Origin of the sequence: Marisediminitalea aggregata (genome assembly GCF_900129565.1) — a bacterium.
GTDB lineage: Bacteria > Pseudomonadota > Gammaproteobacteria > Enterobacterales > Alteromonadaceae > Alteromonas > Alteromonas aggregata.
The window spans coordinates 304,065-330,093 of the sequence record NZ_FQWD01000003.1 but is presented as its reverse complement, the minus strand read 5'-3'; the positions used below and the strand labels follow the sequence as shown (position 1 = coordinate 330,093).

Annotated in this window: 17 protein-coding genes; 11 read left to right on the top strand and 6 right to left on the bottom strand. The window is 48.9% G+C overall.

Annotation, left to right across the window (positions count from 1 at the left end):
• Positions 1–167: 167 nt before the first annotated feature.
• Positions 168–461, top strand: coding sequence for an ArsR/SmtB family transcription factor (locus tag BUB81_RS09450; protein ID WP_073321935.1), 294 nt, complete (start codon positions 168–170; stop codon positions 459–461).
• A gap of 69 nt (positions 462–530) precedes the next feature.
• Here the strand turns inward: BUB81_RS09450 and BUB81_RS09445 are convergent, their stop codons facing one another.
• A complete protein-coding gene (locus tag BUB81_RS09445) occupies positions 531–887 on the bottom strand; it encodes a MaoP family protein (RefSeq protein WP_073321932.1) in 357 nt (118 codons plus the stop codon).
• Positions 888–1,236: 349 nt separating this feature from the next.
• Between BUB81_RS09445 and BUB81_RS22130 the strand changes: the two genes are divergently transcribed.
• From BUB81_RS22130 to BUB81_RS09425, 5 genes are all read left to right on the top strand, one after another.
• Positions 1,237–1,401, top strand: coding sequence for a hypothetical protein (locus tag BUB81_RS22130; protein WP_174237792.1), 165 nt, complete (start codon positions 1,237–1,239; stop codon positions 1,399–1,401).
• 117 nt (positions 1,402–1,518) lie between these two features.
• The gene (locus BUB81_RS09440) at positions 1,519–2,358 is read left to right on the top strand and encodes a LysR family transcriptional regulator (RefSeq protein ID WP_073321928.1); all 840 of its coding nucleotides are present in this window, start codon (positions 1,519–1,521) and stop codon (positions 2,356–2,358) included.
• A gap of 21 nt (positions 2,359–2,379) precedes the next feature.
• A complete protein-coding gene (locus tag BUB81_RS09435; protein WP_073321925.1) occupies positions 2,380–2,733 on the top strand; it encodes a DUF2750 domain-containing protein in 354 nt (117 codons plus the stop codon).
• 315 nt (positions 2,734–3,048) lie between these two features.
• Entirely contained in the window at positions 3,049–4,353 is a 1,305-nt protein-coding gene (locus BUB81_RS09430) for a ribonuclease J (protein WP_084526401.1), read from the top strand.
• Positions 4,354–4,568: 215 nt separating this feature from the next.
• Positions 4,569–8,813: an EAL domain-containing protein gene (locus BUB81_RS09425; protein WP_175555792.1), complete on the top strand. Its 4,245-nt coding sequence runs from the start codon at positions 4,569–4,571 to the stop codon at positions 8,811–8,813.
• On the opposite strand, the gene BUB81_RS09420 is transcribed toward BUB81_RS09425, so the two are convergent.
• Both BUB81_RS09420 and BUB81_RS09415 read right to left on the bottom strand, forming a co-directional pair.
• Positions 8,810–11,065: a xanthine dehydrogenase family protein molybdopterin-binding subunit gene (locus tag BUB81_RS09420; protein WP_073321919.1), complete on the bottom strand. Its 2,256-nt coding sequence runs from the start codon at positions 11,063–11,065 to the stop codon at positions 8,810–8,812. The genes BUB81_RS09425 and BUB81_RS09420 overlap by 4 nt on opposite strands.
• A gap of 2 nt (positions 11,066–11,067) precedes the next feature.
• Positions 11,068–11,517: a (2Fe-2S)-binding protein gene (locus tag BUB81_RS09415; RefSeq protein WP_073321914.1), complete on the bottom strand. Its 450-nt coding sequence runs from the start codon at positions 11,515–11,517 to the stop codon at positions 11,068–11,070.
• Between the two features lie 232 nt (positions 11,518–11,749).
• Between BUB81_RS09415 and BUB81_RS09410 the strand changes: the two genes are divergently transcribed.
• Complete coding sequence (locus tag BUB81_RS09410; protein ID WP_245819151.1) at positions 11,750–13,399, top strand: AMP-binding protein; 1,650 nt, start codon at positions 11,750–11,752, stop codon at positions 13,397–13,399.
• Between the two features lie 18 nt (positions 13,400–13,417).
• Positions 13,418–13,786, top strand: coding sequence for a hypothetical protein (locus BUB81_RS09405; protein ID WP_073321908.1), 369 nt, complete (start codon positions 13,418–13,420; stop codon positions 13,784–13,786).
• A gap of 214 nt (positions 13,787–14,000) precedes the next feature.
• Here BUB81_RS09405 and BUB81_RS22125 read toward each other — a convergent pair whose 3' ends face one another.
• Together BUB81_RS22125 and BUB81_RS09400 are read right to left on the bottom strand one after the other, a co-directional pair.
• Positions 14,001–14,150 (bottom strand): hypothetical protein, encoded by a 150-nt coding sequence (locus tag BUB81_RS22125; protein ID WP_175555791.1) that lies wholly within the window; start codon positions 14,148–14,150, stop codon positions 14,001–14,003.
• A gap of 724 nt (positions 14,151–14,874) precedes the next feature.
• Positions 14,875–15,528, bottom strand: coding sequence for a dUTP diphosphatase (locus BUB81_RS09400; protein WP_073321905.1), 654 nt, complete (start codon positions 15,526–15,528; stop codon positions 14,875–14,877).
• Between the two features lie 674 nt (positions 15,529–16,202).
• Here BUB81_RS09400 and recC point away from each other — a divergent pair.
• The 3 genes from recC to recD are packed head-to-tail and all read left to right on the top strand — an operon-like array spanning position 16,203 to position 25,002.
• Positions 16,203–19,478, top strand: a complete 3,276-nt coding sequence (gene recC / locus BUB81_RS09395) for an exodeoxyribonuclease V subunit gamma (protein ID WP_073321902.1) — start codon at positions 16,203–16,205, stop codon at positions 19,476–19,478.
• Positions 19,475–23,107, top strand: a complete 3,633-nt coding sequence (gene recB / locus BUB81_RS09390) for an exodeoxyribonuclease V subunit beta (protein ID WP_073321898.1) — start codon at positions 19,475–19,477, stop codon at positions 23,105–23,107. The genes recC and recB overlap by 4 nt, the downstream gene beginning before the upstream one ends.
• Positions 23,107–25,002, top strand: coding sequence for an exodeoxyribonuclease V subunit alpha (gene recD, locus BUB81_RS09385; RefSeq protein ID WP_073321894.1), 1,896 nt, complete (start codon positions 23,107–23,109; stop codon positions 25,000–25,002). Before recB ends, recD begins: the two co-directional genes overlap by 1 nt.
• Here the strand turns inward: recD and BUB81_RS09380 are convergent.
• Entirely contained in the window at positions 24,999–26,027 is a 1,029-nt protein-coding gene (locus tag BUB81_RS09380; RefSeq protein WP_084526399.1) for a M14 family metallopeptidase, read from the bottom strand. The genes recD and BUB81_RS09380 overlap by 4 nt on opposite strands.
• Positions 26,028–26,029 lie beyond the last annotated feature (2 nt).

Here is a 26,029-nt window from a genome sequence, read left to right as displayed (position 1 = left end):
CGCGCATTAGTTGAAGGAAATGCTGTGCAGAGGGACTAAAGGCCATTATTTCTCATTAACGTGAACAAATGGTTAAGCAAGAATTGAGTAATAATCCTTGCGAATTCAAGCGCTTTCGCGTTCAATACAGAAATAGCAAGTTGTTAACCACATGTAAGGTGTTAGCTATGGATCCGTCCCAAATGCTCAGCAGAGCTGAAGATGCAGAGCAGTTTTTAAAACAATTGTCGAATAAGACCCGGCTGATGGTGTTGTGCTCGTTGATCGAGGGTGAGCGCTCAGTCACCGAATTACTGAGTAATGTGCCTGTTACACAACCGGTTCTTTCACAGCATCTGGCATTACTCAGGGAAGCTAATCTGGTGGCTACACGGCGGGCAGGGCAAACAATCTATTACCGGTTAGCCGACGAACGAATTAAACAGCAAATGGCTTTGCTGTATCAATTTTTCTGCGCGTGATAACAACCGCGTAAAATACGCGTTTGAACCAACCAACAGTTAAAACAAAAAGAGACGGCAAACCGTCTCTTATGCTACGTCGAACTCGTCGTCGCTGTAATCGTCATCATAATCTGACTGGTTACTCGCGGTGCTGTGCAATGTGTAAAACTGTTTGCGGCCTCTGGCGAGTTTAATGTACTTCAACCAGGCTTTTTCCAGCGAATTCTCAGCGGCTTCTTCACCTTTCAGCATAGCGACAAAGTGAGTCTCGTCGGCTGTTTCGGGTGTTAACTCACCTGATTCAAGACCTGCCAGGGTTTTACCATACTGGCTTAAAAGATTGGCTTCAGTAATACTGAAATCTCCGGATTTTTTAAAACCGTACGGAAAATGCTGACGGTCGATAAAAGGCTTCTGTGGTACACGTATATCTGGCGTCTTCATGGTGCGTTATCTCTTGGCTAAGGATATTTGCTCGCACTTTTAAGTGAAAATTTCCAAAATGAAAAACAAAAAATTTTTCTCTTTACCAGAAAAAAAATTGTTTTACATATAGCCAGCGTCAAATGACGGCTTATTCAAACAAAGCGAGTACATAAAGGCATCGCCGGAGCCCGCTGAATTCAGTAGCTAACCTCTTTTTTGGCACAAAAGAAGCGCAGTTTGGTGTGTTGTTTGCTTAAAAAATAGCCAGAAATAACATTTGTCGTGACGATAAAAACTATTCATTTCCGTTTTTGTATCACAGAGGAATAATGAAGATGTTAGACCCCAGTTATCATTAGAGAAGAACATGAGTAAAGACTATCGTTACCAACGGGAAGAATGGGATTCGGTAGAAGATGAAGAATCTGCCGAACATCGTAAAAGTCACAAGCGTGCACAGGCTATGAAAAACAAAAAGCGTGAAACGCAGCGTCGTGAAAAGGAACGCAGGTCCCATTACGAGCCCAATTGATGGAATGATAAGCACCTGTCCCGGTTTCGGGGCAGGTGCAGTCTGTTTTTAATTTACTTTGTCATAAACTTATGCCAGCGTATGCGTATCGGCGAGAATTACCTATACGTATAAACAATGGATATCCGCTTTTTAACTACTTTTATTGAAGTCGTCAAAACCCGTCATTTTGGTAAGGCTGCAGAAAACCTTTATTTAACGCAATCTGCGGTAAGCGCCAGAATCAAGCAACTCGAAGAGTACTTTCATACCACTCTGTTTATTCGGCACCGCAACAGTATTCAGTTAACACCGGCAGGTGAAAAGCTATTGCCGTTTGCTGAACAGCTGAATGACACACTGCAACAAGCCAAACAAGAGCTGCAGCGAGAAGCAGGAGAGTATTTGGTATGCGGTGCGGGACAGCTGAACAATGAAATATGGATGCCGGACTTACTGCATCAGATTCATCAGCAATTTCCTGAATGGGCCATAAAGGCCGAAGTACTTACCTCTGAGCAAATATCCCGTCAGCTTCACGAGCGCAGTATTGATATTGCGTTTTCCAGCGAACCTTTAAAATCAGAAGAATTAAGTGGACAACTGCTTAAGGCACTGCCGTTGGGTTTATTTAGCATCAACCAGACAGAGGTCGATACATCTGCGGATCAGTATGTTGCCATTGACTGGGGTAGCAAAGCACGAGATGAACTGTTGACGCGTTTTCCGGATTTCAGAGACGCTAAATTTACTACTAATTCTCTGCGACTGGCGCTGGCGACACTGAAATCAGAGGGCGGCGTGGCGGTTTTACCTGTCGGTCCTGATTGGTCTCAGTGGGGCTTGAATCAGGTAGAATGTATTGAGCAGTTTCAGAATAGTCAGTGTAAACTCTATATGTATCACATGAAGTCGATACGGCGCTCCATGGTGCCTGATGTAGTAAAAGTAGTAGCCAGCAATTTTTCGGCTGTGTAACAAATAACAAGAGAAATGACAATGTGGTCAGATAACGATTTTTTGATGCTGCCTCAGGCAGAGCGAGCAGCAAAGTGCTTTGAACAGATAAAAGCACAAAAAGAAGTATTCATTTTGAATGATGCAGATGGCTGTGTCATGCTGACGTCAGATGAAGAAGATGGCGTACCTGTGTGGCCTAGCGCCGGTTTGGCACAAATGTGGGCCAACGAAGAATGGTCGGATTGTGAGCCCAAAGCCATTGATCTTGATACCTGGTTGTCCCGCTGGACCGTGGGTTTAGCGCGGGATTTACTATGCGTGATAGTCGCGCCAGCTCCAGGAGAGGAGAGTGAAGTGATGCTCCCCGAGGATTTCGCCGAGAAGCTGTTATAACTCGAAAGGCGTTGCAAGACGCCTTTTTTCTCAGTGCCTGTAACAGGTTGTTCAACCCTGTCCGTACAAAAACGCTGGTCTAAAATACGCCTACAGGCGTAACTAATTGAGAATCAGTGATGGTTAATAGAGATGCTGATGTGTCGGCATTGTCTATCCGGTTGGCCAGCGACTATTGAGCGCTGCCCAACGAAGCTTTTACCCACTTTTATCATCGAACACGCAGACTTGCTTGAAGGAGGCGGTATCTCACATCTAATACCACAACAACAGGACTTGTGGTTTGTTCCACTGGGAGGAACAGGCGAGATAGGAATGAACTTCAACGTTTACGGACACGCTAATCAATGGTTAATTGTTGATTGTGGTGTGTCTTTCGATGAACCCCTCGTTGCGCCATACAAAACATCACCCCATACCGGAGTGACAAAGCATCGTGTAGTAGCACCCGATCCTACATTCATGACAGAACGTCGCGACGATATCGCCGCCATGGTCATTACGCATGCGCATGAAGACCACATTGGCGCGGTTGCCGCGTTGTGGCCCAGGTTGCGATGTCGAATAATCACCACGCCTTTTACTGCCGCTGTGCTGCAAAGAAAGCTGGCCCAAGCTGGGCTTGTCGGCAAGGTGCCTGTCGATATTGTACAGCCAGGGGCACAGAAAACTGTGGGGCCCTATACGTTGCAATGGCTCACAATGACACATTCAATTCCTGAACCTCAAGCGCTGCTTATTCACACGGCGGTAGGTTCCGTATTACACACAGCTGACTGGAAAATTGACGGGCAACCGGTCAGCGGCAGCCCTTTCAATGCTAATCCGTTTCGGGCTCTGGGTGAGAGTGATTTGCTCGCGGTTGTCGGTGATTCCACAAATGCAACCAAAGCTGGCTTTTCAATCTCTGAACGGATTTGTGCAGAAGGGTTGTTCTCCACTATCAAAGCCTGCAAAGGCAGAGTGGTAGTCGGGTGTTTCGGAAGCAACATCGCGCGGTTAATTTCCCTTGGCCGAATTGCAAATAAGACCGGCCGATATCTGGCCTGTGTGGGGCGTTCACTGGAAAACATGGTTGGAGTCGCCAAAGAAACAGGGTATTGGCCCGACGACGTCACGGTTATCACGCCCAGCCACGTTGGGTATTTGCCGCCAGAGGAGGTGCTGGTGGTTGCAACGGGAAGTCAGGGAGAACGACGTGCTGCGTTGAATCGCCTGGCTACAGATGCTTTGCCTTATTTCGAGTTGGAAGCCGGCGATACCGTGATATTTTCCAGTATTGTGATACCTGGCAACGAAAAGCCGGTAGAACGCCTTGTCGAAAAGCTAGTGGCGAAACAGGTTTCTGTTATTCAGTCTGAACACTCTGACTTACCCATACACGCCAGCGGCCATCCTTGTGTTGAAGAGCTTAAACTGATGTACCAATGGACCCGCCCACAGATTGTGATACCGGTGCACGGTGAGCCCGTTCATCTAGCGGCTCATGCCGAAGTAGCAAAATCAGTTGGTGTGCGTAAAACCTACGTAGGGCTTAATGGTGATATGTACTTGTTAGCGCCACAGCCGGGTATTCGACGTGACCGCGTCAGTACCGGTCGAATTCCCCTCGACCAGTAGTCCATTCTATAACCTTGTTATTTATATTATCTTTTTCTAATAAATAGGCCGCAAGTGGGGAAAAATAAAGCCTTTTTCTTTTTATAAACGTACAAATTCAAGGCTGAATATGCTATTTATATAATACAAGGCTGTGAATTTTCACGTCAGAAAAATAATACCCTGTTAACAGGGAAATGTGAGTACAAGTGATGTATGGGTACAGGTTGTGGGCGTTGTTCCAACAGTTAATAGCACTGAGCGTATTCAGCATAATAGCGTTACCCGTTAGCGCTGCGGGTATAGTGCTGCCGGAAGAGCCCATATTGACTTCTCCGGTCACCACTCCGCTGTCAACGAAACAGGGGTTGGCCCAGGACAGTATTAATCAGTTATTTATCGACCACGATGGCTTTCTGTGGGTTGCCTCGGATGGTGGGCTAGACCGCTACGACGGTTATAGAGTGGAGCATGTGCAGGGGCCTGACGGTGTACTTGCCTCGACACCGGTAAATGCTGTTTTCCAGGACAGCAGCCGACAGCTTTGGATCAGCACCGCCAGTCGCGGGGTCTATAAATTAGATTTAACCACCAACACCTACAGTGCTGTTCTCCAACTGAAATACATTAACAACCCCGAATATCAGCAATTAGTGAATAAATTCATTGAATTGCCTGACGGTAATATGCTGATGCTGTTCGAGCAGATGTTAATTCACTACGACACGTCTACGCAGCAACAAACTATCCTTTACGCCATCGACACCGAAAAGCAAAATAATGTGCCGTATTTGCGCGATTTGTTGCTGATCGATAAGACACTGGTTATGGCGACATCGTCGGGTATGTTTGTTGCTAACGTGGATTTCGGAGAACCTGTTTCAAAGCTCCGGTTCTTGCCTGTAGAGCACCGTGCAGATGTTGAGTTCAATCTGGACAATCTAAATGCAAAATCGTTGATGACAGATAGTTTTGGTCGGCTGTGGATTGGCACAGTCGCAGGTTTGTACTCGATGCCTGTGCAGAATCTTCAGCAGGCAGTACGCGCTGAAAATCGGTTCGTTGCTGACACGCGTCTTGAAATAGCGGAGCGCAATATCTGGCAAATCAAGCAGGCGAATGATTCCCTGGTTTGGTTGGGGACAGATATCGGTTTGGTGCGGATGCAAATGAAGAAAGGGCGTTGGCATGCTGAGTATGCGCTGGACCCCGCTACCGGATTAGAGGCGCTATCCCGTCAGGATATCAGGGCTTTGGCATTGGCCCCTAACGATGGATTGTGGATTGGCACCTATATTGGTGGTGCCTTCTACTGGAGCCCGCAAAGTCTAAACTTCACCATGTTGCAAAATCAGCGTTATAGCACGAACACCACCGTGCTGTCAGACAACAACATATGGGCGCTATACGAGGATACCGACGGCACCCTGTGGATTGGCACTGATAACGGTCTGACACGCTATAACCCAGTGGCTAAATCAAGCACATTTTATCTGCAAAGTGAGGGTACGCCGCCACCTTACAGTATGCACATTATTCAACAGATATTCCCGTTGCGAGAGGATGTGCTGTTGCTTCAGACCTATGCCGGTTTATATGAATTCAGAAAATCAACGGGTGACGTTAAGTTACTTACGTTTGGCAGGGGAGAAGATGAAGCTACTTTCATGACAGGATTGGCAAAGGACGCAGAGGGCAATGCGTATTTCATAGGGGACAACTTCTACAAATATGATTTTAAGGCCCAAAAACTGGAAGAGTTGACCGATTTAAACCGGCAGATATCGTTAAACTTATCGACAAACTTTATTGGGATTAATCCGGTGAATGCGTCTCAAATGCTGCTGGCTACTTTCGATGGGCTATGGGCTTACGACATAGTTACTAAAAAGGCAGAACGGTTGCACCAGCTACCAGACATGGTTCGTCGCAGCGATTTCGCGCCAGATTCGGTGCTACTGCATAACAACATCTTATGGGTAGTTTACCCCGGCTATGGCTTAGTTGGGTTGGATGTCCAAAATTATCAACAACGGTATTACTTTGGTTCAGACATTTTAGGCAAAGGCGCATTCATTTATGGCTTGCTGGAAGACAAGGACAACAACATCTGGTTTAGCTCGCACAGCGGCTTACAACGTTTTTCGCCAGACAAGCTTACCTTTAAACGTTTCCAGTACGGGCGAGAGTTGAATGTTGCTGAGTTTAACCAAGGTGCAAATGTAAAACTGCAAGATGGCCGAATAGCTTACGGATCACCACGTGGTGTGGTGATGTTTGACCCGAATGTCATTAACGCTGAATATCAAAAAGCAGTGCTGCAACGAAACGCCAAACAGTTAGTTATTAGCGGAATTAGTTTGTCGTCAAGAAATCTTGGGTTACCCAAGCAAAACCTGGCTGGCAGGCATATTGCGTTACAGCACGATGACTATGGGCTCACGATTGAGTTTTCTCCGCTGGAATTCAGTGCTCAAAAAGATACGCGATTCCGTTATGTACTGAGCAGTGGCAAACAGGTCTTGAGTGAAGACACCACCTTCGATACCAAGGTCGTTTTACCGTCTCTACCAGCCGGAAATTACCGTTTTGAAGTGATGCCTGCCGGGCAGTACAGCGACCAGACAATCTTACCGGTAAGTTTGACGATTCAGGTCGATTACCCGCCGTTTTTGTCGCCTTTGGCTTACACCTTGTACGCGTTGTGTTTTATCACGTTGCTTGGGGCTTATTTGGTTAGCCGGCATTTGCAGTTAGTGCGATTACAGCAAGCGCAACAGCAGGTGAAGTTATTTGGTAATGCATTCAGACACACCAGCGACTGGGTAGTGATATTTGATCAGCATCACAGAGCGGTGGCCGCAAATCCGGCTTTTGAGAGTGCATTTGGCATTACAGACAAAGACCGGCTCGACAGACAACTGCAAAGGTTATATCAGCAGGACCCTAAACTAGAACGTCAGTTGGCAGGTCAACTAAGGTTACTGAAAACCGATGATGTATGGAAAGGGGAAGACAGCATTGTGATGCCCGATGGGCGCAAATACGATGTGCTGATTGATATTAATGTTATGCAGGGAACGGCTAAAGACAATGAAACCACCCATTACCTCGTGGTGATTTCAGACATTTCTGAGCAGAAGAATGCAGAACGTAAACTGGTAAAGATTGCTAACTTCGACAACCTTACCGGATTAGTCAATCGCAGCTTGTTATTGGACCGCCTCGAGCATGCTATTGCCAATGCCGTTACCCATGAACATACCGTCGCCGTATTATTTGTCGACCTGGATCGCTTTAAAGGTATTAACGATTCTTTGGGCCATGACTATGGCGATAAGTTGTTAAGGGTAATTGCCAACCGCATGCTCAACTTAGCGTCTAAAAGCGATACGGTTGCGCGGTTAGGGGGCGATGAATTTGTGATCGTGATGGAAGAAGTTGACAACGAAGCGTCGGTTTCTTCGTTCGTTTCTCAGCTTATTGAGTCCATTGAGACGCCCATATCGCTGGGTAAAGAAGTGCTAAGGGTATCCTGCTCGGTGGGAATATCTTTTTTCCCCGATGACGCGACAGACCCCGCTGAATTGTTAAAGCAGGCCGACGTGGCCATGTACAGTGCTAAGAAAGATACGTTAAGCGCTTTTATTTATTACACCAAAGAAATGAACGAGCGGGCGAAAGAGCGTCTGGCGCTGGAAAACCGGGTGAAGTCTGCGTATCAGGAACAAGCCTTTATCAATTATTACCAACCAATTATAAACATATCCAGCGGCCAAACTGAAGGCGTGGAACTGCTGCTGCGGTGCCATTATCAGGATGAGTGGATCTCACCTGCGGACTTCATTCCTGTGCTGGAAGAAATGCGCCACATAATTGAGATCACGCGCGTGGCTACTACCCAGGCAGTGAACGATATGAAACAGTGGTATGCCCAAGGGTTCAAAGGCTATGTGTCAATAAACCTGTCAGCGCTGCATTTTAAAACCCATTTCGACCTGGACCTGATAGAACAGCTGTTAAGGGACGCCGGTTTGCCCAACTCGTCCATTCGATTTGAAATCACTGAAGGCGTCTTAATTGACCAGTCTGATGAAGTGCTTAATCAACTGACTCGTATTCGCGATGCGGGCTTTAAGCTTGCACTGGACGATTTTGGTACCGGCTATTCGTCTCTCAGCTACCTGAAGCGATTCCCGCTGCAAATTCTGAAGATAGATAAAAGCTTTATTGACGACATTCAGGAAAGTAAGGAAGAAAATGCACTGGTTCAAACAACCATTAATTTGGCGTTAAGCCTGAAAATGGACTGTATTGCTGAGGGGATAGAACACTCCGAGCAAGTACAGTACTTACTGAATCAGGGATGTGTTCGCTTGCAAGGCTATTATTTTTCAAAACCGGTAGATGCAATAACAGTCGCGCCATTGCTGTTAAAGCAATGGCGCGAACCTTCCGACAGTTTCACACCGTCAATTTAAGCCTTTTTTACCGTAAGCGGTAAAGGTAATTCACGCAATCGCTGGCCAGTGGCGGCAAACAACGCGTTTGCCAAAGCTGGTGCTGCCGGAGGAGTAGGTGGTTCACCTACACCGCCCGGAGGCGCACTTGATTCAACGATAATGACCTCAACGTTGACCGGCGTCTGCGGCATTCTGGCTACCTGATAATTGTGGAAGTTTGATTCATTTATCTGGCCATTGGAAGCGGTAATTTGGCCAATTGCACAGCTTATGCCGTAAATCAGCCCACCTTCACATTGCGCGCGAACGTGTTCCGGATTGACGACCGTACCGGCATCCAATGCAACATAGGCTTTGGGAATTGACCAGTTGCCTCTGTCGTCAACGTCGACTTCAATGATAACCGCTGCATAGGTCAGGAAAGATCGATGCGCAGCCAGCCCCAAAAAGCGGCCTTGCTCGTGTCGCTTAGACCAGTTTGCCTTTTCGCAAACGGTGTTAATGACATTTTTTAAGCGTGCGGTGTCAACCGGATAGTCTTCCAGCGGATCGCCGTAGTTGCCGTACTTCGCATTACTCTTTGAAAAGTCTATGTGTCTGTCAGGGCCAATCAGTTCCAGCAGTAAGGCTTGTTGGTCTTTACCTGTGCGCTGGGCAATTTCATCTACAAACGACTGAATAGCAAAGGCGTGGTAAACATTGGCGACACTGCGGAGCCAGCCAATTCGCACGTGCGCTTCCGCTTCACCGCGCTCCAACTGCAGATTTTCTATGTTGAACGGAGTATCCACCATTCCCAGGTCCAGTTCACCGTCGCTGGGTTTGTTGGCGGCGGGGTTAAACGTTGACGAAATACTCGGAAACACGGAATTGTGCAGCCACCCAGTAACCTGATTTTGTTCGTTTAACGTGGCGGTTAGCGCTTGTGCGCTCACCGTGTGGAAGTAACCGTGCTGAATGTCATCTTCACGTCGCCACACCACTTTTACCGGCCGCTTCATCGCTTTGGCTAGCAGTGCCGCTTCTACTACGAAATCAGGCTTGGATTTACGCCCGAAGCCACCACCCAACAGCGTAACATTGATAGTCACATTTTCAGGGTCCAGATTTAAAGCCGCGGCGACAACCTGTCGGGCAGATTGTGGTGTTTGTGTACAGGCCCAGATTTCGGCCTTATCTTCGGTAACAACGGCGGTTGCCGCTGGTGGCTCCATCGGCGCCTGAGCAAGGTGAGGCGCATAATATTGTGCTTCCATTAACGATGCGGCTTGTTGTTTCGCTTCCGCAAAGTTACCTTGCTGACGCACAACCTCACCAGGCGTGGTTGCAGTTGCAAGCAGCTGTTCACGGTACGCTGCAGAGTCGTAGCCGGCATTAGGGCTGTCTGACCATTTAATTTTTAGTGCGCGACTGGCTTGCCAGGCCTGCCAGGTATTGTTCGCGATCACGGCTACGCCACCCAGTGGTTTAAACATGGCTGGCGCTTCCGGTGCGGGGAGCGTAATAACATCCACTACGCCCGACATCTTTTTGATGTCAGCATCGTTAACCGATTCCACCCCGCTGAACACAACAGGGGGACGTTGTATAACCGCAAAGCACATGTTGTCTAAAATGACGTCCTGACCATAGACAGCCTGACCTGATGTCATGGCATGAATGTCCAGACTACGCATGGGCTTGCCAATGGACTGCCAGTCTTCACGGGCTTTGAGGGTAAGCTGGTCAGGTTCGGGGAGCGGTAATGTGGCGGCAACTGCCACCAGTTTACCAAACGCTATACGCTTGCCACTTGGTGTGTGTTTAACGTGGTGGTTTTCAACGTCACAATCGTTAATATCGACTTGCCAGCCCTTGGCTGCCGCAGCGCGGAGTAGGTATGCAGCGGTGGCTCCCGCTTCCCGCAACCGGTCGAAGTTACGTCGAATACTGCGCGAGCCATCGGTATTCTGGTCACCATATTTAGGGTGGCCGGTTGCTTGTACCACATTAACGTGTTGCCAGTCAGCACCCAGTTCCTCCACAATTACCTGGGGAATACTGGTGCGAATTTGCTGGCCCATTTCAGAACGGTGGCAGGTAATGTCAACGTCACCGTTTTTATGAATGGCGATAAATACGCTTGGTGTCAGGCTCTCTGAGGCGGGTGCATCAGCGAACATCGCACTGGGGCGAGAGGCGGGTAGTAGGGTCAGGCCCAGTGTAAAACCAGAGGCTGTGGCGCTGCGTTTTAAAAACGCGCGTCGTGACGTAGAGATAGTTTCAGTCATGACTATACCTTCCCTGCTGCCGTTTTGATTGCCGCCCGAATACGCGGGTAGGTACCGCAACGGCAAATGTTGCCCGACATGTAACTCTCAATGTCCTCATCGCTGGGATTTGCATTTTTACTCAGCAATGCAGCCGCCTGCATCATTTGACCACTCTGACAATAACCACATTGGGGCACGTTGTGCTCCCGCCAGGCTTCCTGCACCGGGTGTGAAGCGTCTTTCGATAATCCCTCGATGGTCGTTACCGTTTTGCCCTGAATGGCTGACATGGGGAGTTGACAAGAGCGGGTAGGTTCTCCGTCAATGTGCACAGTGCATGCGCCACATAAGGCCATGCCACAGGAGAACTTGGTGCCTGTCATCTTCAGGTCGTCACGAATGAACCACAGTAGTGGCATCGCCGGATCGCCGTCATAATCGAAGGTGTTTTTATTGATTGTCACTTTCATGGTGAGTGTCCTTCACGCAGTGTAGTTATCATGAATATAAAAGACCATGATTGAGATACGAACACAATGCCTATTCCTATTAAATGCATGTCGAATCGATAAATGGTCATGATCTATGCACAATCCGTTAACTTAGCAACATTTTGAGCTTGTTTTCATTGGCATTCTTCACAAGGTTTTTGTAAAGTTGATGTTAATTATAATAATGATTTTACCTACCGAGGGACTTTTAATGCCAAATGAAGTGACGGCAACACCTCTTGAGTGCTTGTACAAATGGGAAACCACCACACCTGACAGCCGCTGTTTTGTTCAACCCGTGAACGGCGAGTACCAGGAATACGACTGGAAAATGGTCGCGAATACGGTACGACGTATCGCTTATCGACTTGAAGCCATGCAGTTGGAAAAAGGCAGCCGCATCGCTATTTTGGCAAAAAACTGTGCAGAGTGGATCATGACAGATTTGGCCATCATGATGACGGGGCACATCTCCGTGCCTATTTTTGCCACTGCAGGCACTGAAACCATTCAATATGTATTAAACCACGCAGACGTGAAAGTCGTGTTTATCGGTAAACTCGACGATGCTGACAATCAGATTGCTGCCATACCCGAAGAGATAAAAACTGTCGCTTTTCCATACCCCGGTATCAAAGCAGACGAATACTGGGCAGAGTTTTTAGACTGTCCGGCAATGACAGACAGTCCGGTGCCGAATGCGACCGACCTGATGACGATTATTTACACCTCTGGCAGCACAGGCCATCCAAAGGGCGTTATGCACACCTTTGACTCTATGAGTTGGGCAGGCACTGTAGGACGAGGTGACTTAAGCTTATCTCAACAAGATCGTTTACTGAGCTATTTGCCGCTGGCCCACATCACTGAGCGCGTATTGGTGGAAATGGCAGCATTGCATGCTGGCATGCAGCTGTTTTTTGTTGAGTCACTGGATACATTCCAACGTGATGTTCAGCATTGTAAACCGACATTGTTTGTATCTGTGCCGCGACTGTGGACGAAATTTCAACTGGGTATATTGCACAAGCTGCCACAGAAAAAACTGGATATGTTATTGCGTATTCCTATCGTTAGCAGCCTGATCAAGCGCAAAATTAAAGCCGGCCTGGGGTTATCTGAAGTCAAAATCTGCGCCAGTGGCTCAGCGCCAATCCCTCCTTCAGTGATTACCTGGTTTGCTCGCCTGGGAGTGGAAATCTGCGAAGGGTGGGGCATGACCGAAAATGCAGCACTGGGCACCGCGTCACTGCCATTTCGTCACGACAAAATCGGTTGTATCGGCCATCCCTGGAGTGGTGTTGATATTAAATTGTCGGAAGAAGGTGAGCTATTGGTGAAGTCCCGAGCAAACATGCTTGGTTATTATTTGGATGAAGAAAAAACCAAAGAAGCCTTCACCGAAGACGGGTATTTGCGCACCGGTGACAAAGCCACGGTAGATGCCGATAACTATTATAAAATAACCGGGCGGATCAAAGACATTTTCAAAACGGCCAAAGGTAAGTACGTGACGCCAGCGCCTATAGAGGCGAAACTGATGGAGAATGTGCTAATTGAACAGGTGTGTGTCACTGGCGCCAGCCTGGCACAGCCCATTGCCTTATTGGTGTTATCGGAAGAAGGTCAGGAATTACCAGATCATCAGGTAACCGCCTCGCTGAATGAAACACTGGCCCACGTAAATGCAAAACTGGAAAGCCATCAACGGCTTGACCGACTGATTGTAATGATGGAAGCCTGGACCATTGAGAACGGACTGCTTACGCCAACATTGAAAGTAAAGCGTCATGTGTTGGAAGAACGCTTTCCAGATGTCATCAATCAGGGGTATGATGACAAAATAGTGTGGGAAAATTAACCAAAACAGGGGGCAATTATGTTGCGCAAAGGATTGTTAGTCAGTGTATTTGTACTGAGTTCTTCTCAGGTGTTGGCGGGCGCTAAGGAATTGAACGACGCCGCTAATCACTTATGTAATAAAGTGAAAGTCTGTATTCAAAAAGAAATTTCCATGAACGATGACATACCGGCATCCATGATGGGAATGGTCGAAAACATGGTAGGTGAAATGTGCACGCAATTCACCTCCATCGCCGAAGTACACGAGTTTCAGGATCTGGTAGAGCCCGCCACGGCGTGCTTAAACTCTATGGCTGCCCGGGACTGTGACACCCTGATGAATGCGGATGAAGAAACCCAAGCCTGTCAGGATTATCAAAAATTGGCTGACAAATACGGTAACTAAGTATTGAAGGGCGGTGACGTGTCTCGTGTCGCCGCCAAAATCTGTGTGACGTAAATCCCCAGCTCAACCCATATCAAATAAAGCAGACATAAAAAATCAGCCAATCAACTGTTGCATAACCATGATGCTATACAGCGTGATTGGCTGACTATATGTGTTTATGCTATGGAACGTTAAGCAGTCAATTCCAATTGAATTTGGCCGTCGTTAAAGCTTATTCGTACTGACGTTCCATCCACATGATCTGCATTTTAAGGTCGTTAATTTCTTTTTTAGCATCGGCTAATTCCTCAACAATGGAGCGATCCTGTATTGCATTATTGTCATATGACTTGTTCAGAGTATTGCTATCTTGTTGTGACATAAGTCTTCACCACGCTTTATTAAAGTAAGGGTACAAAGGTTTATTTGTAATGATACATGAAAGTTTACTTTCGTTGTTACAAAATTTCCTAAAAATGTAGCGAATACCAGGCATTTTTTGGATTGATAGTTGTTTTTTATACTCAATATTACAAAGTGATTTCGGCTTTTAGGTCAACTTGACTTATTTGCAGAATTTTACGTTGTTGATTTTTCATCATATTTTGGATGTTTCCGATTTTGTCGCGACCTATGCTGGCATTTTTGAAAGCCTTTGATGAACAAGGTGGACAAACCAAGAATGTAGTTGGTGTTGTAATTATACACTTTTAGTTAATTCAAAAGTAAAGAATACCTTCCTGATTTTCAATAGAGCTGTAAATTAATCATTGCTCACACGAAATAAAATCCATTGAAATAAATAGCTTACACTTAGCTTAGAGTTGATAGAGTGGAAAAATTAAGGAAGGAAATAAGGGCTAAAAATGAAATATCTCAAATGGATGTTAGCTCTTTCAGTTTGTTTCGCCGTGGCATTTTTCAGTTACGCGTAAGAATACGATGTAGTGAATTTGGGTTCATCCGGGGAACGCGGATAAAGTGAAAGCATTAATGGTTTATTGCGGCAGTGTATCTGAAACGGCATAATAAATTCAGCCAGAGCCCGTAAATACGCCCTGGCTGAGTTTGCAATCCGCAATACGAAGCGGCTGAACTTTTTAGGATTAAGCTGGGTATCGGTCTGCGAGACCTTTGTAAACCAGGTCTGCGTAATTCGGGGCGTTCATATCCAGGCTATCCAGCACTTCTACAAGGTGTGCGTTGTCTTCACGTCCATCCCATGTTTTTACGTAGGTACCTGCTTTGTATCCGTTATCCTGACGGAAGAAATTCAGCACATTTTTGCCAACATACTGGCGATATAGCTCTTCACCCGTCATCTCACTTTGCATCACAATCTGCATGAACAAGGGAACACTAAAGCGCTTGGCCGCACATAAGCCTGTCATCAATTCCAGGTTATCCAGCAACGACAAACCAGCGGGTGAATAAGACTGGCCGTCAAATTGAACATGTGGGGTATTTTCTGCCAATTGTGAAGCCAGTGCGGTTGCAGTTGCTTCGATGTCGCCTTTGTAATCGATGATGCTGGCCGATAACGCAAAGTGCCAGATATCAACCAGTTCCATTTGCAACTGAGGAAGATCTTTCTCTTGTGCTTTCCACCATTTCCAACCGTGATGGTCAATCGCTTCAACTGATTCCACCATGGCTGCGCGCAGGTAGCCATAACCCGCAGTAAGCCATTCAGGGTTAACTTTGATGTTCATGTTGTTCTGTAGCGACAGCATAGTGTTAAGTTGTTGTTGTGTCAGCATATTCGTGTCCGGTTTTTATAATAGTTAGCGCATTGCCTGATTCATAAACAATACGCGGGCAGGGAGTTATGGGCTTATCCTGCAAGTCGTGTAATTAATACAAATGGTAGCATGGCAGCTTGTAACGCAAAACTGAAAAGACAGAGAAATTATCGCGTCTCGGTGGGGAAAAATATTGTGTTTGCTCTTCGGAGATGCAAGGAAGCAGGATGAAGGACTATTAAGTGCTCTTTTGCGGTGCGCGTGCACCACATTGAGGAATAAATTATACAATCACACTGTTAGAATAATGTTAAGGTTATGATTTGTATTTATTTTTTATTTTGGCATCTATTCTGCAATACATTAAGTGTTAACTGCGCTGCGTGCTAGCGCTAACTTTGGCCGGTGCCAGGCAACGCCGGCTCAAAGTTGCTAGGATGTGGCCCGTAACCTTCCCCATACAGATTTTTCGTGTCCTGAGGTCTGTATGGGTTTTTTTATCTCTGCTTGCCACGCGCTGCACTATACGCGTTTGTTTAATAAATCACCAGTTCTTTTCCTGCATATTTCTATCATATTCGATTCAAGGCATACTTGGCCTCAGTGTTAACTGTATGAAACGGATCATCAGTCGTTCTGATATTGTGTCATCTGTGAATGCATAAACAACAATAAAACAGGAATAAACAGGCTTGCTAACACTTTATCCTTCGAACAAACTCGAGCATTTGAGTGTGCTTTTGTCGACGTTACTGACCCAGCAGCCCGCACAAGGATTTACGCCGGACATCATTCTTGTCGAAAGTCCCGGCATGCAGCACTGGCTGAATATGCAGCTTGCCCAGGAACAGGGCATCGCCATGAACATCCAATATCCGCTGCCCGTGCGGTTTATGTGGGATATCGCCCGAACTGTATTAGGCGAGGCACGCATTCCCCGGGAGTCACCTTATCGGCGGGAGGTGTTGCGTTGGCGCATTTATAAGTTACTGAATGATAAGGAGCATATCAGGCAACCCGACATGGCCAGAGTGGCGCATTACCTGTCTTCTGATCACGCCCTCGGTAAATTGCAATTGGCGGTAAATTTTGCAGATTTACTTGAGCAGTATTTGCTGTACAGGCCCGATTGGCTGCAAGGGTGGGAGAAGCATGAGTCCGTGACGGATGATCCGGATGAGCCCTGGCAAGCCTGCCTGTGGCGAGCGTTGGTGACGGAAACGCCGTTGTATCCCGCGCGCTTGTACGAGCAGTTAATAGAAGGCCTGAAAGCGTCACCCGATAAACTAAAAGCCAGGTTGCCATCACGCATCGTACTGTTTGCCATCAATACCATGGCACCGCAATTTGTTGGCTTTTTAGATGCGTTATCAGCGCTGATTGACGTTCACGTTTTTCACTTAAACCCTTGTGTAAATTACTGGGGTAACGTTGCAGGGCGTGGTGAACAGGCCCGCATTCTGCGAGAGCAAGGTATTGAAGCCTGGATGGCGCAGAATCAGGACAATCCGCTGCTAGCTAATCTGGGTAAACAGGGGCGGGATCTGTTCAATCAATTAACTCAGTTAGATAGCTACGAAATCAGTGCGTTTGATGTACCTGCGCCAGATGAAGACGACCATGTACCGCAACTGCTAAACCTGATGCAACAGGATATTCTGGAGGCGCGCACAGCAAATGGCCTATCGTGTTGGCAGGCAGATGATCGCAGCATAGTTGTGAGTTCAGCACACAGTGAATTACGAGAAGTACAGCATCTTCACGAACACTTACTTGGATTGCTAAATCAAGATCCCACGCTACAACCCAAAGATGTACTGGTGATGTGTCCTGCCATCGAGCAGTATGCGCCATTCATTGATGCCGTGTTTGCACGGGTTGGCCAACAGCGATTTGAAGACGACGCCAGTCCGCGCATACCTTGTAGCGTAGCAGACCGCTCACCGCTTGATGCGGAGCCCCTGATTGCTGCATTTCTGTCATTGCTTCAACTGCCCGATAGCCGGTTCAGCGTTAATCAAATTATTGAATATTTGAGTTTGACGCCGCTGCAGAAGAAATTTGGCCTGACCGAACAGAGCCTGCTTGTGATTGAACACTGGCTACGAGCGGCGAATATCCACTGGGGGCTGGATGGTGAGCACAAAGCACAGAGCTCCCAACAGGTCACAGGCAGCCCCATGTTTAGCTGGGCCTGGGGCTTTAAACGGTTGATGTTAGGGATGGTCGCCGAGGACCACGAACAGTTACTGGCAGACTGCGTTACCGTGCCTGATGTAGAAGGGCAGCAAAGCGTAGAACTGGGCCGTCTTATGTTGGTACTGGAGCAGCTCGCTCAGCATACACAGCAACTGAAAAAGCCGCGCACGCCCAGCGAGTGGACCGACTATTTACATCAGCTAAGAGACGATTGCTTCGCACCTTCTCAGGACGACAACGACAGCTGGGAAAGCATTGGCAAGGCCATTGCGGATATTGCATTGCAGGCAGAACAAGCGTCTTTCGACGAAGCCCTTAGCCTGGTTGAGGTCAGAGATACACTCAACAAACGCTTTGGCACGCCGGATGCGGGCAACCACTTTATGACCGGTCAGGTGACCTTTTGTTCTATGTTGCCCATGCGCAGTATTCCTTTCAAGGTGATTGCTATTCTGGGTCTTAATGATGGTGAGTTTCCGCGCAGTAATCCGCCGGGCAGTTTTAATATTATGGCGCGCTGTCCCGCGCGGCTGGGCGATCGTTCGCGTCGTCAGGAAGATCGCTATCTGTTCCTTGAAGCGCTGATTTCAGCCCGCCAGCATTTATTTTTGAGTTACCAGGGGCGAAGCGCGGTAGATAATTCTGAACGTCAGCCCAGTTTGGTGCTCCAGGAGTTGATGGACTATTTGCAGCAAGGCTATGGATGGGACGACAGTCAGGCCATCGCGCAGGTTGCCTTACACCCGTTCAGCCCCGGCGCCTTTGCGCCCTCGCAGCCAGGGTTCTCAGCGGGCTGGTTCAGGCTAGCCCAGGCAATGGTCAATCCGGAACACAAAGACGAGCAAGCATCGTCGCTAACTCTGCCATCGGCAGTGCAAAAACGCAGCCTGACCACACAGGAACTGACACAATGCTTCCGCGACCCGTTAGCCTGGCTGGCTAAGCAGTTAGGCGTCTCACTGGTAATGCAAATGGATGTGCTAAACGATGCTGAGCCGTTTGAAACCGACAAACTCACCCGTTATCAGTTTGTTGAGGGGATGGTGGAATATTATCGTACTGAAAGCCAGGATGCCTCACTGACACAGCGTTATCAGTTGAGTGGGCGGGTGCCACAAACCCCCACTACCGAACTTGAGTTGTTGCAATGGGAGCAAGCCGCCCAGGTGCTGGCTGACACCGTGTCGCAGCATGCCACCACTCGGGAATATTATCAGTTCGACAATGGACAGATTCAGCTCTCTGCGTACTGTGATCTGAGCAAAGATTCACTGGTGATGTACCATGTTGGCCAGCATGCTATACATCGCAGCTTTCAGGCCTGGTTAACTGCCTTGGTTGCGAACAGTGAGGGCGCAAATGTGCCACTCACCCTCTACTTCGTGGATTGGAAAAAAGATAATTATCCAACGCGATCAGTGACCGTGCCGGCCATGACAGCTGACAAGGCGAATGCCACACTGGAATGCATTTCGCTGGCGTTTAGTCAGATAGAGAAATCGCCTACCATTTTGCATCTGGCATTGGCAGAAGTGCTGGCAAAACATGCCAATATGCGCACTGACAGCGATGACTGGCAGCTGGATCCAGAAGTGCAAAAACGCTGGTCTTCGCTCACCGATTCAAACAGCGACTTTAGTGTGCTGGGCAATAATCCGTATTTGGCGTGGTTTTACCCGACACTCCCTGAAGCAGAGGCGTTGCCTTTGTCACTGCTTGCTCAGGTGTATGAACCCTTTTTCCAGGCAATTTCAGGAGCGAAATCATGAGCCTCTCTCATCTGAACGTTGCTGAATTACCCTTAACAGGCCGCCATTTAATTGAAGCCAGCGCCGGTACGGGTAAAACCTTCAACATCACGCGTATTTACCTGCGTTTCCTGCTGGAAATGCGCCTGCCAGTGCAGCAGATTCTGGTGATGACCTTTACCAAAGCGGCTACCGAAGAGATTCGTGGCAGGATTGCAGCGACACTTCGTGAGGCATTAGCGTTCTGGCAAATTGCTAATCAACAGGGCTTGCCTGAAAAAGCCGATCCAGTGATGGCATCCGTGTATCGTGCTGTGCCTGGCGAAGAGGGCATTGCCTTGTTACAAGCAGCATTGCTCGAGCTTGACGATGCCGCTGTGTTTACCATCCACAGTTTTTGTAATCGGGTGCTGGGCGATATGGCCTTTACATCAGCGACCCCGTTAGAGCTGGCGCTGGCAACCGATACCCGTGAATTGTATCGACTAGCCTGCGAAGACTTCTTCCGTAAAGTCAGTCATGATGAGCCAGCTTTCATTCTGCTCCAACAACAGAGCTGGCACTCGCCAGAGCGCTTTATTCGCCGCTTTGGCAATTTGTTTGACAGTAGTGGTGACCTTGGTTGCACCGATACACAAACTATTAATCAGGAATTTGCGGAACAATTAAAAAGCGTGTCTGCCAGCTACAGCGAAGAAGGCGCTCAGTTGTGCCAGTCACTGCTCACTCAGGCGGGGCTATTTCACGAAACCGTGATCCAAAATAAGCCCGAGCGCGCCCAGGAATGGGACATTATTTTAAACTGGCTGGAGGGCGGTGACTTTTCTACTGTGCCAAGAGAAGTCGGGCAGTTTGTAAACGGCAACCGCTTCAGAGCCAAACGGGAAGGCATGGAAGAAGCGAAGGCAGCAATTGAACCACTCAAAGATTTTCGCGTGCGGCTGGAAAAAAGCCTGAAACAGGTGAACGAAGCGTACAACAAACAGTTGAACAAAGCGCCAGCGCTACAGGTGGTATTGCAAGGCATTACGTTTATTCGCGAGCACGTAGCAAAGCAGAAAGCCCAGCTGCAACACGTGGATTTCAATGACTTGATCCGCATGTTGGCCCAGCGAATCACCTCGCCCGATAGTCCCTTGAGTGTGCAATTGCGCAGCCAGTATCCGGTGGCATTGGTGGATGAGTTTCAGGATACCGACGCCGATCAGTACCACATTCTGGCAAACGTGTATTCCTCCGAAGCAACAGAGCAGGGCAAGCATGCCTTGCTGATGATTGGCGATCCCAAGCAGGCCATCTACGGCTTTCGCGGCGGTGATATTTTTACTTACCTCGCCGCGGCCAGACAGGCCAAATACCGATGGGTAATGGATACCAACTGGCGTTCAGTTGCGCCTATGGTGAACGCCTACAATCGCTTGTTCTGGGGCAATCCTCTCAATAAAGCGCGCCGCGATTTATTTGACTTTGAGATAGGCTACGAGCCCGTGAATGCCAGTCCGGGCGCAAAAGCGGCCAGCGTGCCGCTGAGTGATCCCAAGGCTGACAGAGCGGCGCTGACGTTTTTATTGTTACCACAGGACGATGAACAAACCGATAGCCCGCCGACTGGTCCTAAAACAGCCCCGCCGAGAGGCGAAGTCCGCATTGAACAGGCTGAATTGCTCACCCGGGAAATTTTACGGTTACTGAGTGAAGTTACGTTAGGCACAAAGCTCACTCAACCCGGTGATATCGCGATTCTGGTGAAAAACGGCAACGAGGCGCGCATTGTTCAGCAATCGTTGTCACATCATGGATTACCCAGCGTGTACCTGTCGAATCGCAACAGTCTGTTTGAAAGCGCTGAAGCGGTTGATGTGCTGCGTGTATTGGACGCTATCTGGCACGCCCATGATATGCGCCTGGTCCAGTCAGCCTTGTCCAGTCCCCTTATTGGCTTACCTACCACCAAAGTGCATGAGTTATTGCAAAATGACGATGCGGCCGATTGGGATGCGCTGTTAACCCAGTTGAGTGAATGGCGCGCGGTATGGCAACGACAGGGTGTGCTCAGCATGTTGCTTGGCTTACTTCAGCACCAGTACATGCCGCCAGAGACGGGCGCGGAGCGCAGTCTGACTAACTATCAGCATTTGGCGGAAGTATTGCAGGACGCCGCCAAAGGGTATCCTCAGCCTGGCCACCATTTGAACTGGCTGCGCAGGCAGGTCCTCGACCCGGGTCAGGCGCAGGAGCAGGTGCAACGACTGGAAAGTGATGCCCGACTTATTCAGATAGTGACACAACACGGCTCCAAAGGGTTGGAATACCCCATTGTCTTTGTGCCTTTTGCGTCGGAATACCGCGACCCGACCCGGTTTGGCAATACGCTGGTAGATGTCGTGCGCTATTACGATGAGAGTGAGGGAAAACAACAGCAGATACTGGGGCCCGGTCCGCAGTTGCTGGAGAGAGTCAAGCGCGAAGCCGATGCAGAAAGCATGCGCTTACTGTATGTGGCCATTACGCGTTCATCCCATCGCTGTTATCTGGGCGTAGCAGAGACCTTGCAAAGCGAATTGTCGTCACTGGGTAAGGTGTTGGCGCGTGACCAGTTTTCCAGTTGGGAGGAAGCTATTCAGGCACTGCTGAGCGAAGGGGAAGGACACACTGCCTGTATATCATCCGTAGATAACCGGGATTTGACGTTACCGTCTGAGCCAGCAGTGCCGCTGGCATGTCAGCAATTTGATCGCGCGCTGGACGACCCATGGCGGTTGTATTCCTTCTCGGCGTTAACCCGACAGGTCGCCCATACGCGTATTCGTCAGCGCGAGTCTGAAATCAATGAGGTCACAGCGCCAGATCCAGTGGTGTCACCTGAACAAAGTGAACTGCTCAGATACACCTTGCGTCCGGGCGCGCAAAGCGGGAATTTACTGCACGACATGTTAGAAGAACTGGATTTCAGCGAACCGGACTGGCTGGAAACCGCTCCGGTTATTGCGCAGCGCTATGGCATTGAAGCTCACGAGCAGCCAGCGTTATTTGAGTGGCTGGAGGACGTACTGGATACCCCGTTACAGGATGCGTTTCAGGGTGAGAGTTTCAGTATGAGTAGCTTGCCGCTGCATCACACACTGAGGGAGGCAGAGTTTTACTTCCCGCTTAACGCCGTCAAGCGCCACGCGCTCAGTAAAGCGCTCGCGGAGCACAGGGCGTCCGTGCTTGAGCAACCACTGCCGGTAAACCTGGAAGGGAGCGCCCTGGCGGGCATGATGCACGGCTTTATTGATTTGATATTTAAACGCGGTGATCGCTATTACGTTGCCGACTACAAATCGACCTATCTGGGCGTCGGGGAGCACCATTATCAGCCAGATAATCTGGCCCTCAATAACATGCAGCACAATTACGACCTGCAGTACCTGATATACAGCGTGGCGTTACACCGTTTTCTGGCAAAGCGTATTCCTGTCTACGACCCGGAGCAGCATTTTGGCGGCGTGTATTATTTCTATCTGCGCGGTATGTCGACGCAACACAGCGAACACAGCGGTGTGTTTTATCATCAATTGCCAGTGAGTATGGTGCTGGCAGTGGAAAAGGCCCTTACCGGCAGTCAAACACTGGTTAAGACTGGTTCAAATACAGGGAGCGCACTGTGATGTATTCAGGATTCTCCCAATGCAATGCGGCGCTCACAGATATTGAGGCCATTGATTTTTATTTCGCGCAAACCTTGTGTGATTTGCTGAAACAGGACGCGGTCTTCTCTGAAACCGATCTGACACAAGCGTTTCATGTGTTACTGGCATTGAGTGTAAGCCAACGTCAGGGGAATGCGTGTTTAATACTCGACGATATTGCTGACCAAACGCTGTTTACTGCGCCGGAAAAAGCAGGATCTGGTTGGCTGTTTTCGTCTTTGCCGAGTTTGCTTACATTAGCTGGCGAGTTAGCAGCATCACCGTCGTTATTCGGTAAATTGCATCTGATTGATAACCGTTTGTACAGCGCTCGTTATTGGCAATTCGAACAGGATATCAAAGCCGGGATCGCGGCAAGGTTATCGCCTGTTCCTCTTGATGACGAGCAATATCAGCGCGTTTCGGATCTCTGGCCTGCGTTGTTTAATTCGAAACCCGTAGCAGAACAGGACTGGCAACAGGTCGCGACTGCACTCAGTTTGAATCAGCGTTTCGCGATTATCTCCGGTGGGCCAGGTACCGGTAAAACCTACACCATCGCCAGGTTGCTGATGGCCATGCAATCGGCTTGGAACGGTGAGTTATCTATTATGCTCACAGCCCCCACTGGTAAGGCGGCCCAGCGTTTGTCGGAGTCCATCGATGCGGCATTAAGCACTTTTATGGGCAACGAACCGTTGGCCCGTCTGGGCGATAAGGTACGTCAGCAAGCGATGACGTTACACCGGTTGTTAGGCATGCCGCGCTGGGGCATTAATTGTCGGGTCAACGCCGACCGGCCGCTTAATGCGGACGTGGTTGTGGTTGATGAAAGCTCCATGATTGATCTCGCGCTGATGGCCCGGTTGTTCCGGGCCTTGTCGCCCGATACCCGTATTATTCTGGTCGGTGATCCCAATCAGCTACCGTCGGTAGAAGCCGGGAATGTGTTGGGTGACATACTGGCCGCCATCGATAAAAGCGCATGTGACACGGTATCGGCAAGTGCTGCAGCGCAATGTGCTAAACTTTGCCCGCACTTACCGGCCCTTAATACAAATGAAAGCGATAGTCCGGATTGTCATTTCACGCTAATCAATGCGCAACGCTTTGGGGGGGATTTGGCAGAGGCCGCCAGTGCGATTTCTGCAGGTGACGCGCAAACCTTGGTCGAAAGCCTGGAAGTGGTGAAACCGCAGTCCGTGGTCAATCTTGAGGGCGTGTCACGGTGTGAACCGCAGAGCCTGGAAAAGCAGTTTGCCCAAACAGCGAAAGCCTGTTTTGAACCCATTAATCAGGCCGGAAGTTTAAGCGAGGCGATGCAGGCGCTACAAAACGTGCGCTGGTTAACGCCGTTTCGACAAGGCGAGTTTGGCGCCATAGCGCTGAATGAACGTATCGAAACCCTGATGTCACCAACGGGGAGCGCCGGGCAATTTTACCGGGGTAAACCCATTATGGTGGTGGAGAACCATTACAGTTTGCGGTTATTTAATGGTGATGTCGGGATTGTGTGGCCTGCGGCAAATGGGCAACTCAAAGCCTGGTTTGTGGGTGATAACGGCGCCTTTCGGGCGGTCCCGTTGACCCGGTTACCGCGATTTGAAACTGTGTATGCCATGACAATTCACAAATCCCAGGGCTCAGAGTTCGCGCAGCTATTGCTGTGTTTACCTGAACCGCCTTCTAAACAGGCGGCAGCGATTTGTACCCGCGAACTGGTATATACCGGCCTGACCCGGGCTAAACGCGGTTGTGTGATCATGGCTGAACCGAGTACATTGCGCAGTGCCGTAGCGTTACAGCAGCGCAGAAAAACCGGTGTTAAGCAGGCGTTAGCGCCTCTGTTTAACGGCTTATCCGATGGCGTTTAATCGCTTTCGATGAAATACAACAGGCAGTCGCTTTTGGCAATGTCACTGCGCGTGGTAACCATGAAAAACTTCAGCGGTTTAATGACGGTAAGCTGGTTGTTTTCGGCACTGAAATAGTGTTCAACCAGTTCACCCGCCTGGTGTCCGCCAAGACGAAAATGTTCAAGTTTTTCGTGGTCTACCCAGCCCAAAATGTCGCCGGGTTGGGTGGTACCAAAGTTGCGCTGTTCAATATCCTGACGAATGGTAATACTGGCCCCAAATACGGGGCGCTCGGCAAATGCCAGAGTCGCCTGTTTGTGTATTTCAAGCCGGCGAGGATGCTGCAGGATTTCGATATCCTGACGAGTTTGATAGACATCTTCCGCAGATAAATAGGACACAAGGCCTTCGTAAGCATTAATATGTGCACTGTCATCCTGTGCGCCGCCTGCCTCTATCGTGACAATCGGGCAGCAAAAGGGCACTTCCATGACGGCCCCCAACTCAATATCAGTATGAATAAACCAGCGGGTAAAATGCGAAGCCAACGCCTGGTGCATGGGTGTTATTCGTCGGCTAACGCTAAACGCCGGACCACTGCCTGAGGTATTGTGAACATCCACGATGGCTTCAGGTGCCAGGTCAACCAGGTAGTCGATTAACTGCTTTGCCAGATGGCCTTCGTCACCTGTGTAAGGCGGTTTAAAACAACGATTGATGTCTTTGTGTTGTGGCAAAGCCCGATAACGAAAACCGGGAGCGGCGATGGCCGCGGGCACAGAGACAACGAAGAAAGTGGTGTCGGCAAGGGGCTCAAACTTTTCTTTGAGTAATTTGTACAGCGCAAGAAAACCCGAAGGCTCGTTGCCATGCAGCAGTGTGAGAACAGCGCGACGTCGCCGCGTTTTGCCTTTTAATTTAATGATCGTCGGGCCCTGCAGGCTTTCTAAAAACTGGAAACTGGATATCGGTAACTCAAGGTCTTCTGCATTAAGCAGTTGAAATCCTGGTATCGTGGGGGTGGCAATGCGTGCAAATCCCATGA

What these genes read in the sequence shown, in the direction of transcription:
- BUB81_RS09450 (WP_073321935.1), top strand. Translation starts at nt 168, where the DNA reads ATGGATCCGTCCCAAATGCTCAGCAGAGCTGAAGATGCAGAGCAGTTT.
- BUB81_RS09445 (WP_073321932.1), bottom strand. Translation starts at nt 887, where the DNA reads ATGAAGACGCCAGATATACGTGTACCACAGAAGCCTTTTATCGACCGT.
- BUB81_RS22130 (WP_174237792.1), top strand. Translation starts at nt 1,237, where the DNA reads ATGAGTAAAGACTATCGTTACCAACGGGAAGAATGGGATTCGGTAGAA.
- BUB81_RS09440 (WP_073321928.1), top strand. Translation starts at nt 1,519, where the DNA reads ATGGATATCCGCTTTTTAACTACTTTTATTGAAGTCGTCAAAACCCGT.
- BUB81_RS09435 (WP_073321925.1), top strand. Translation starts at nt 2,380, where the DNA reads ATGTGGTCAGATAACGATTTTTTGATGCTGCCTCAGGCAGAGCGAGCA.
- BUB81_RS09430 (WP_084526401.1), top strand. Translation starts at nt 3,049, where the DNA reads ATGAACTTCAACGTTTACGGACACGCTAATCAATGGTTAATTGTTGAT.
- BUB81_RS09420 (WP_073321919.1), bottom strand. Translation starts at nt 11,065, where the DNA reads ATGACTGAAACTATCTCTACGTCACGACGCGCGTTTTTAAAACGCAGC.
- BUB81_RS09415 (WP_073321914.1), bottom strand. Translation starts at nt 11,517, where the DNA reads ATGAAAGTGACAATCAATAAAAACACCTTCGATTATGACGGCGATCCG.
- BUB81_RS09410 (WP_245819151.1), top strand. Translation starts at nt 11,750, where the DNA reads ATGCCAAATGAAGTGACGGCAACACCTCTTGAGTGCTTGTACAAATGG.
- BUB81_RS09405 (WP_073321908.1), top strand. Translation starts at nt 13,418, where the DNA reads ATGTTGCGCAAAGGATTGTTAGTCAGTGTATTTGTACTGAGTTCTTCT.
- BUB81_RS22125 (WP_175555791.1), bottom strand. Translation starts at nt 14,150, where the DNA reads ATGTCACAACAAGATAGCAATACTCTGAACAAGTCATATGACAATAAT.
- BUB81_RS09400 (WP_073321905.1), bottom strand. Translation starts at nt 15,528, where the DNA reads ATGCTGACACAACAACAACTTAACACTATGCTGTCGCTACAGAACAAC.
- recB (WP_073321898.1), top strand. Translation starts at nt 19,475, where the DNA reads ATGAGCCTCTCTCATCTGAACGTTGCTGAATTACCCTTAACAGGCCGC.
- recD (WP_073321894.1), top strand. Translation starts at nt 23,107, where the DNA reads ATGTATTCAGGATTCTCCCAATGCAATGCGGCGCTCACAGATATTGAG.
- BUB81_RS09380 (WP_084526399.1), bottom strand. Translation starts at nt 26,027, where the DNA reads ATGGGATTTGCACGCATTGCCACCCCCACGATACCAGGATTTCAACTG.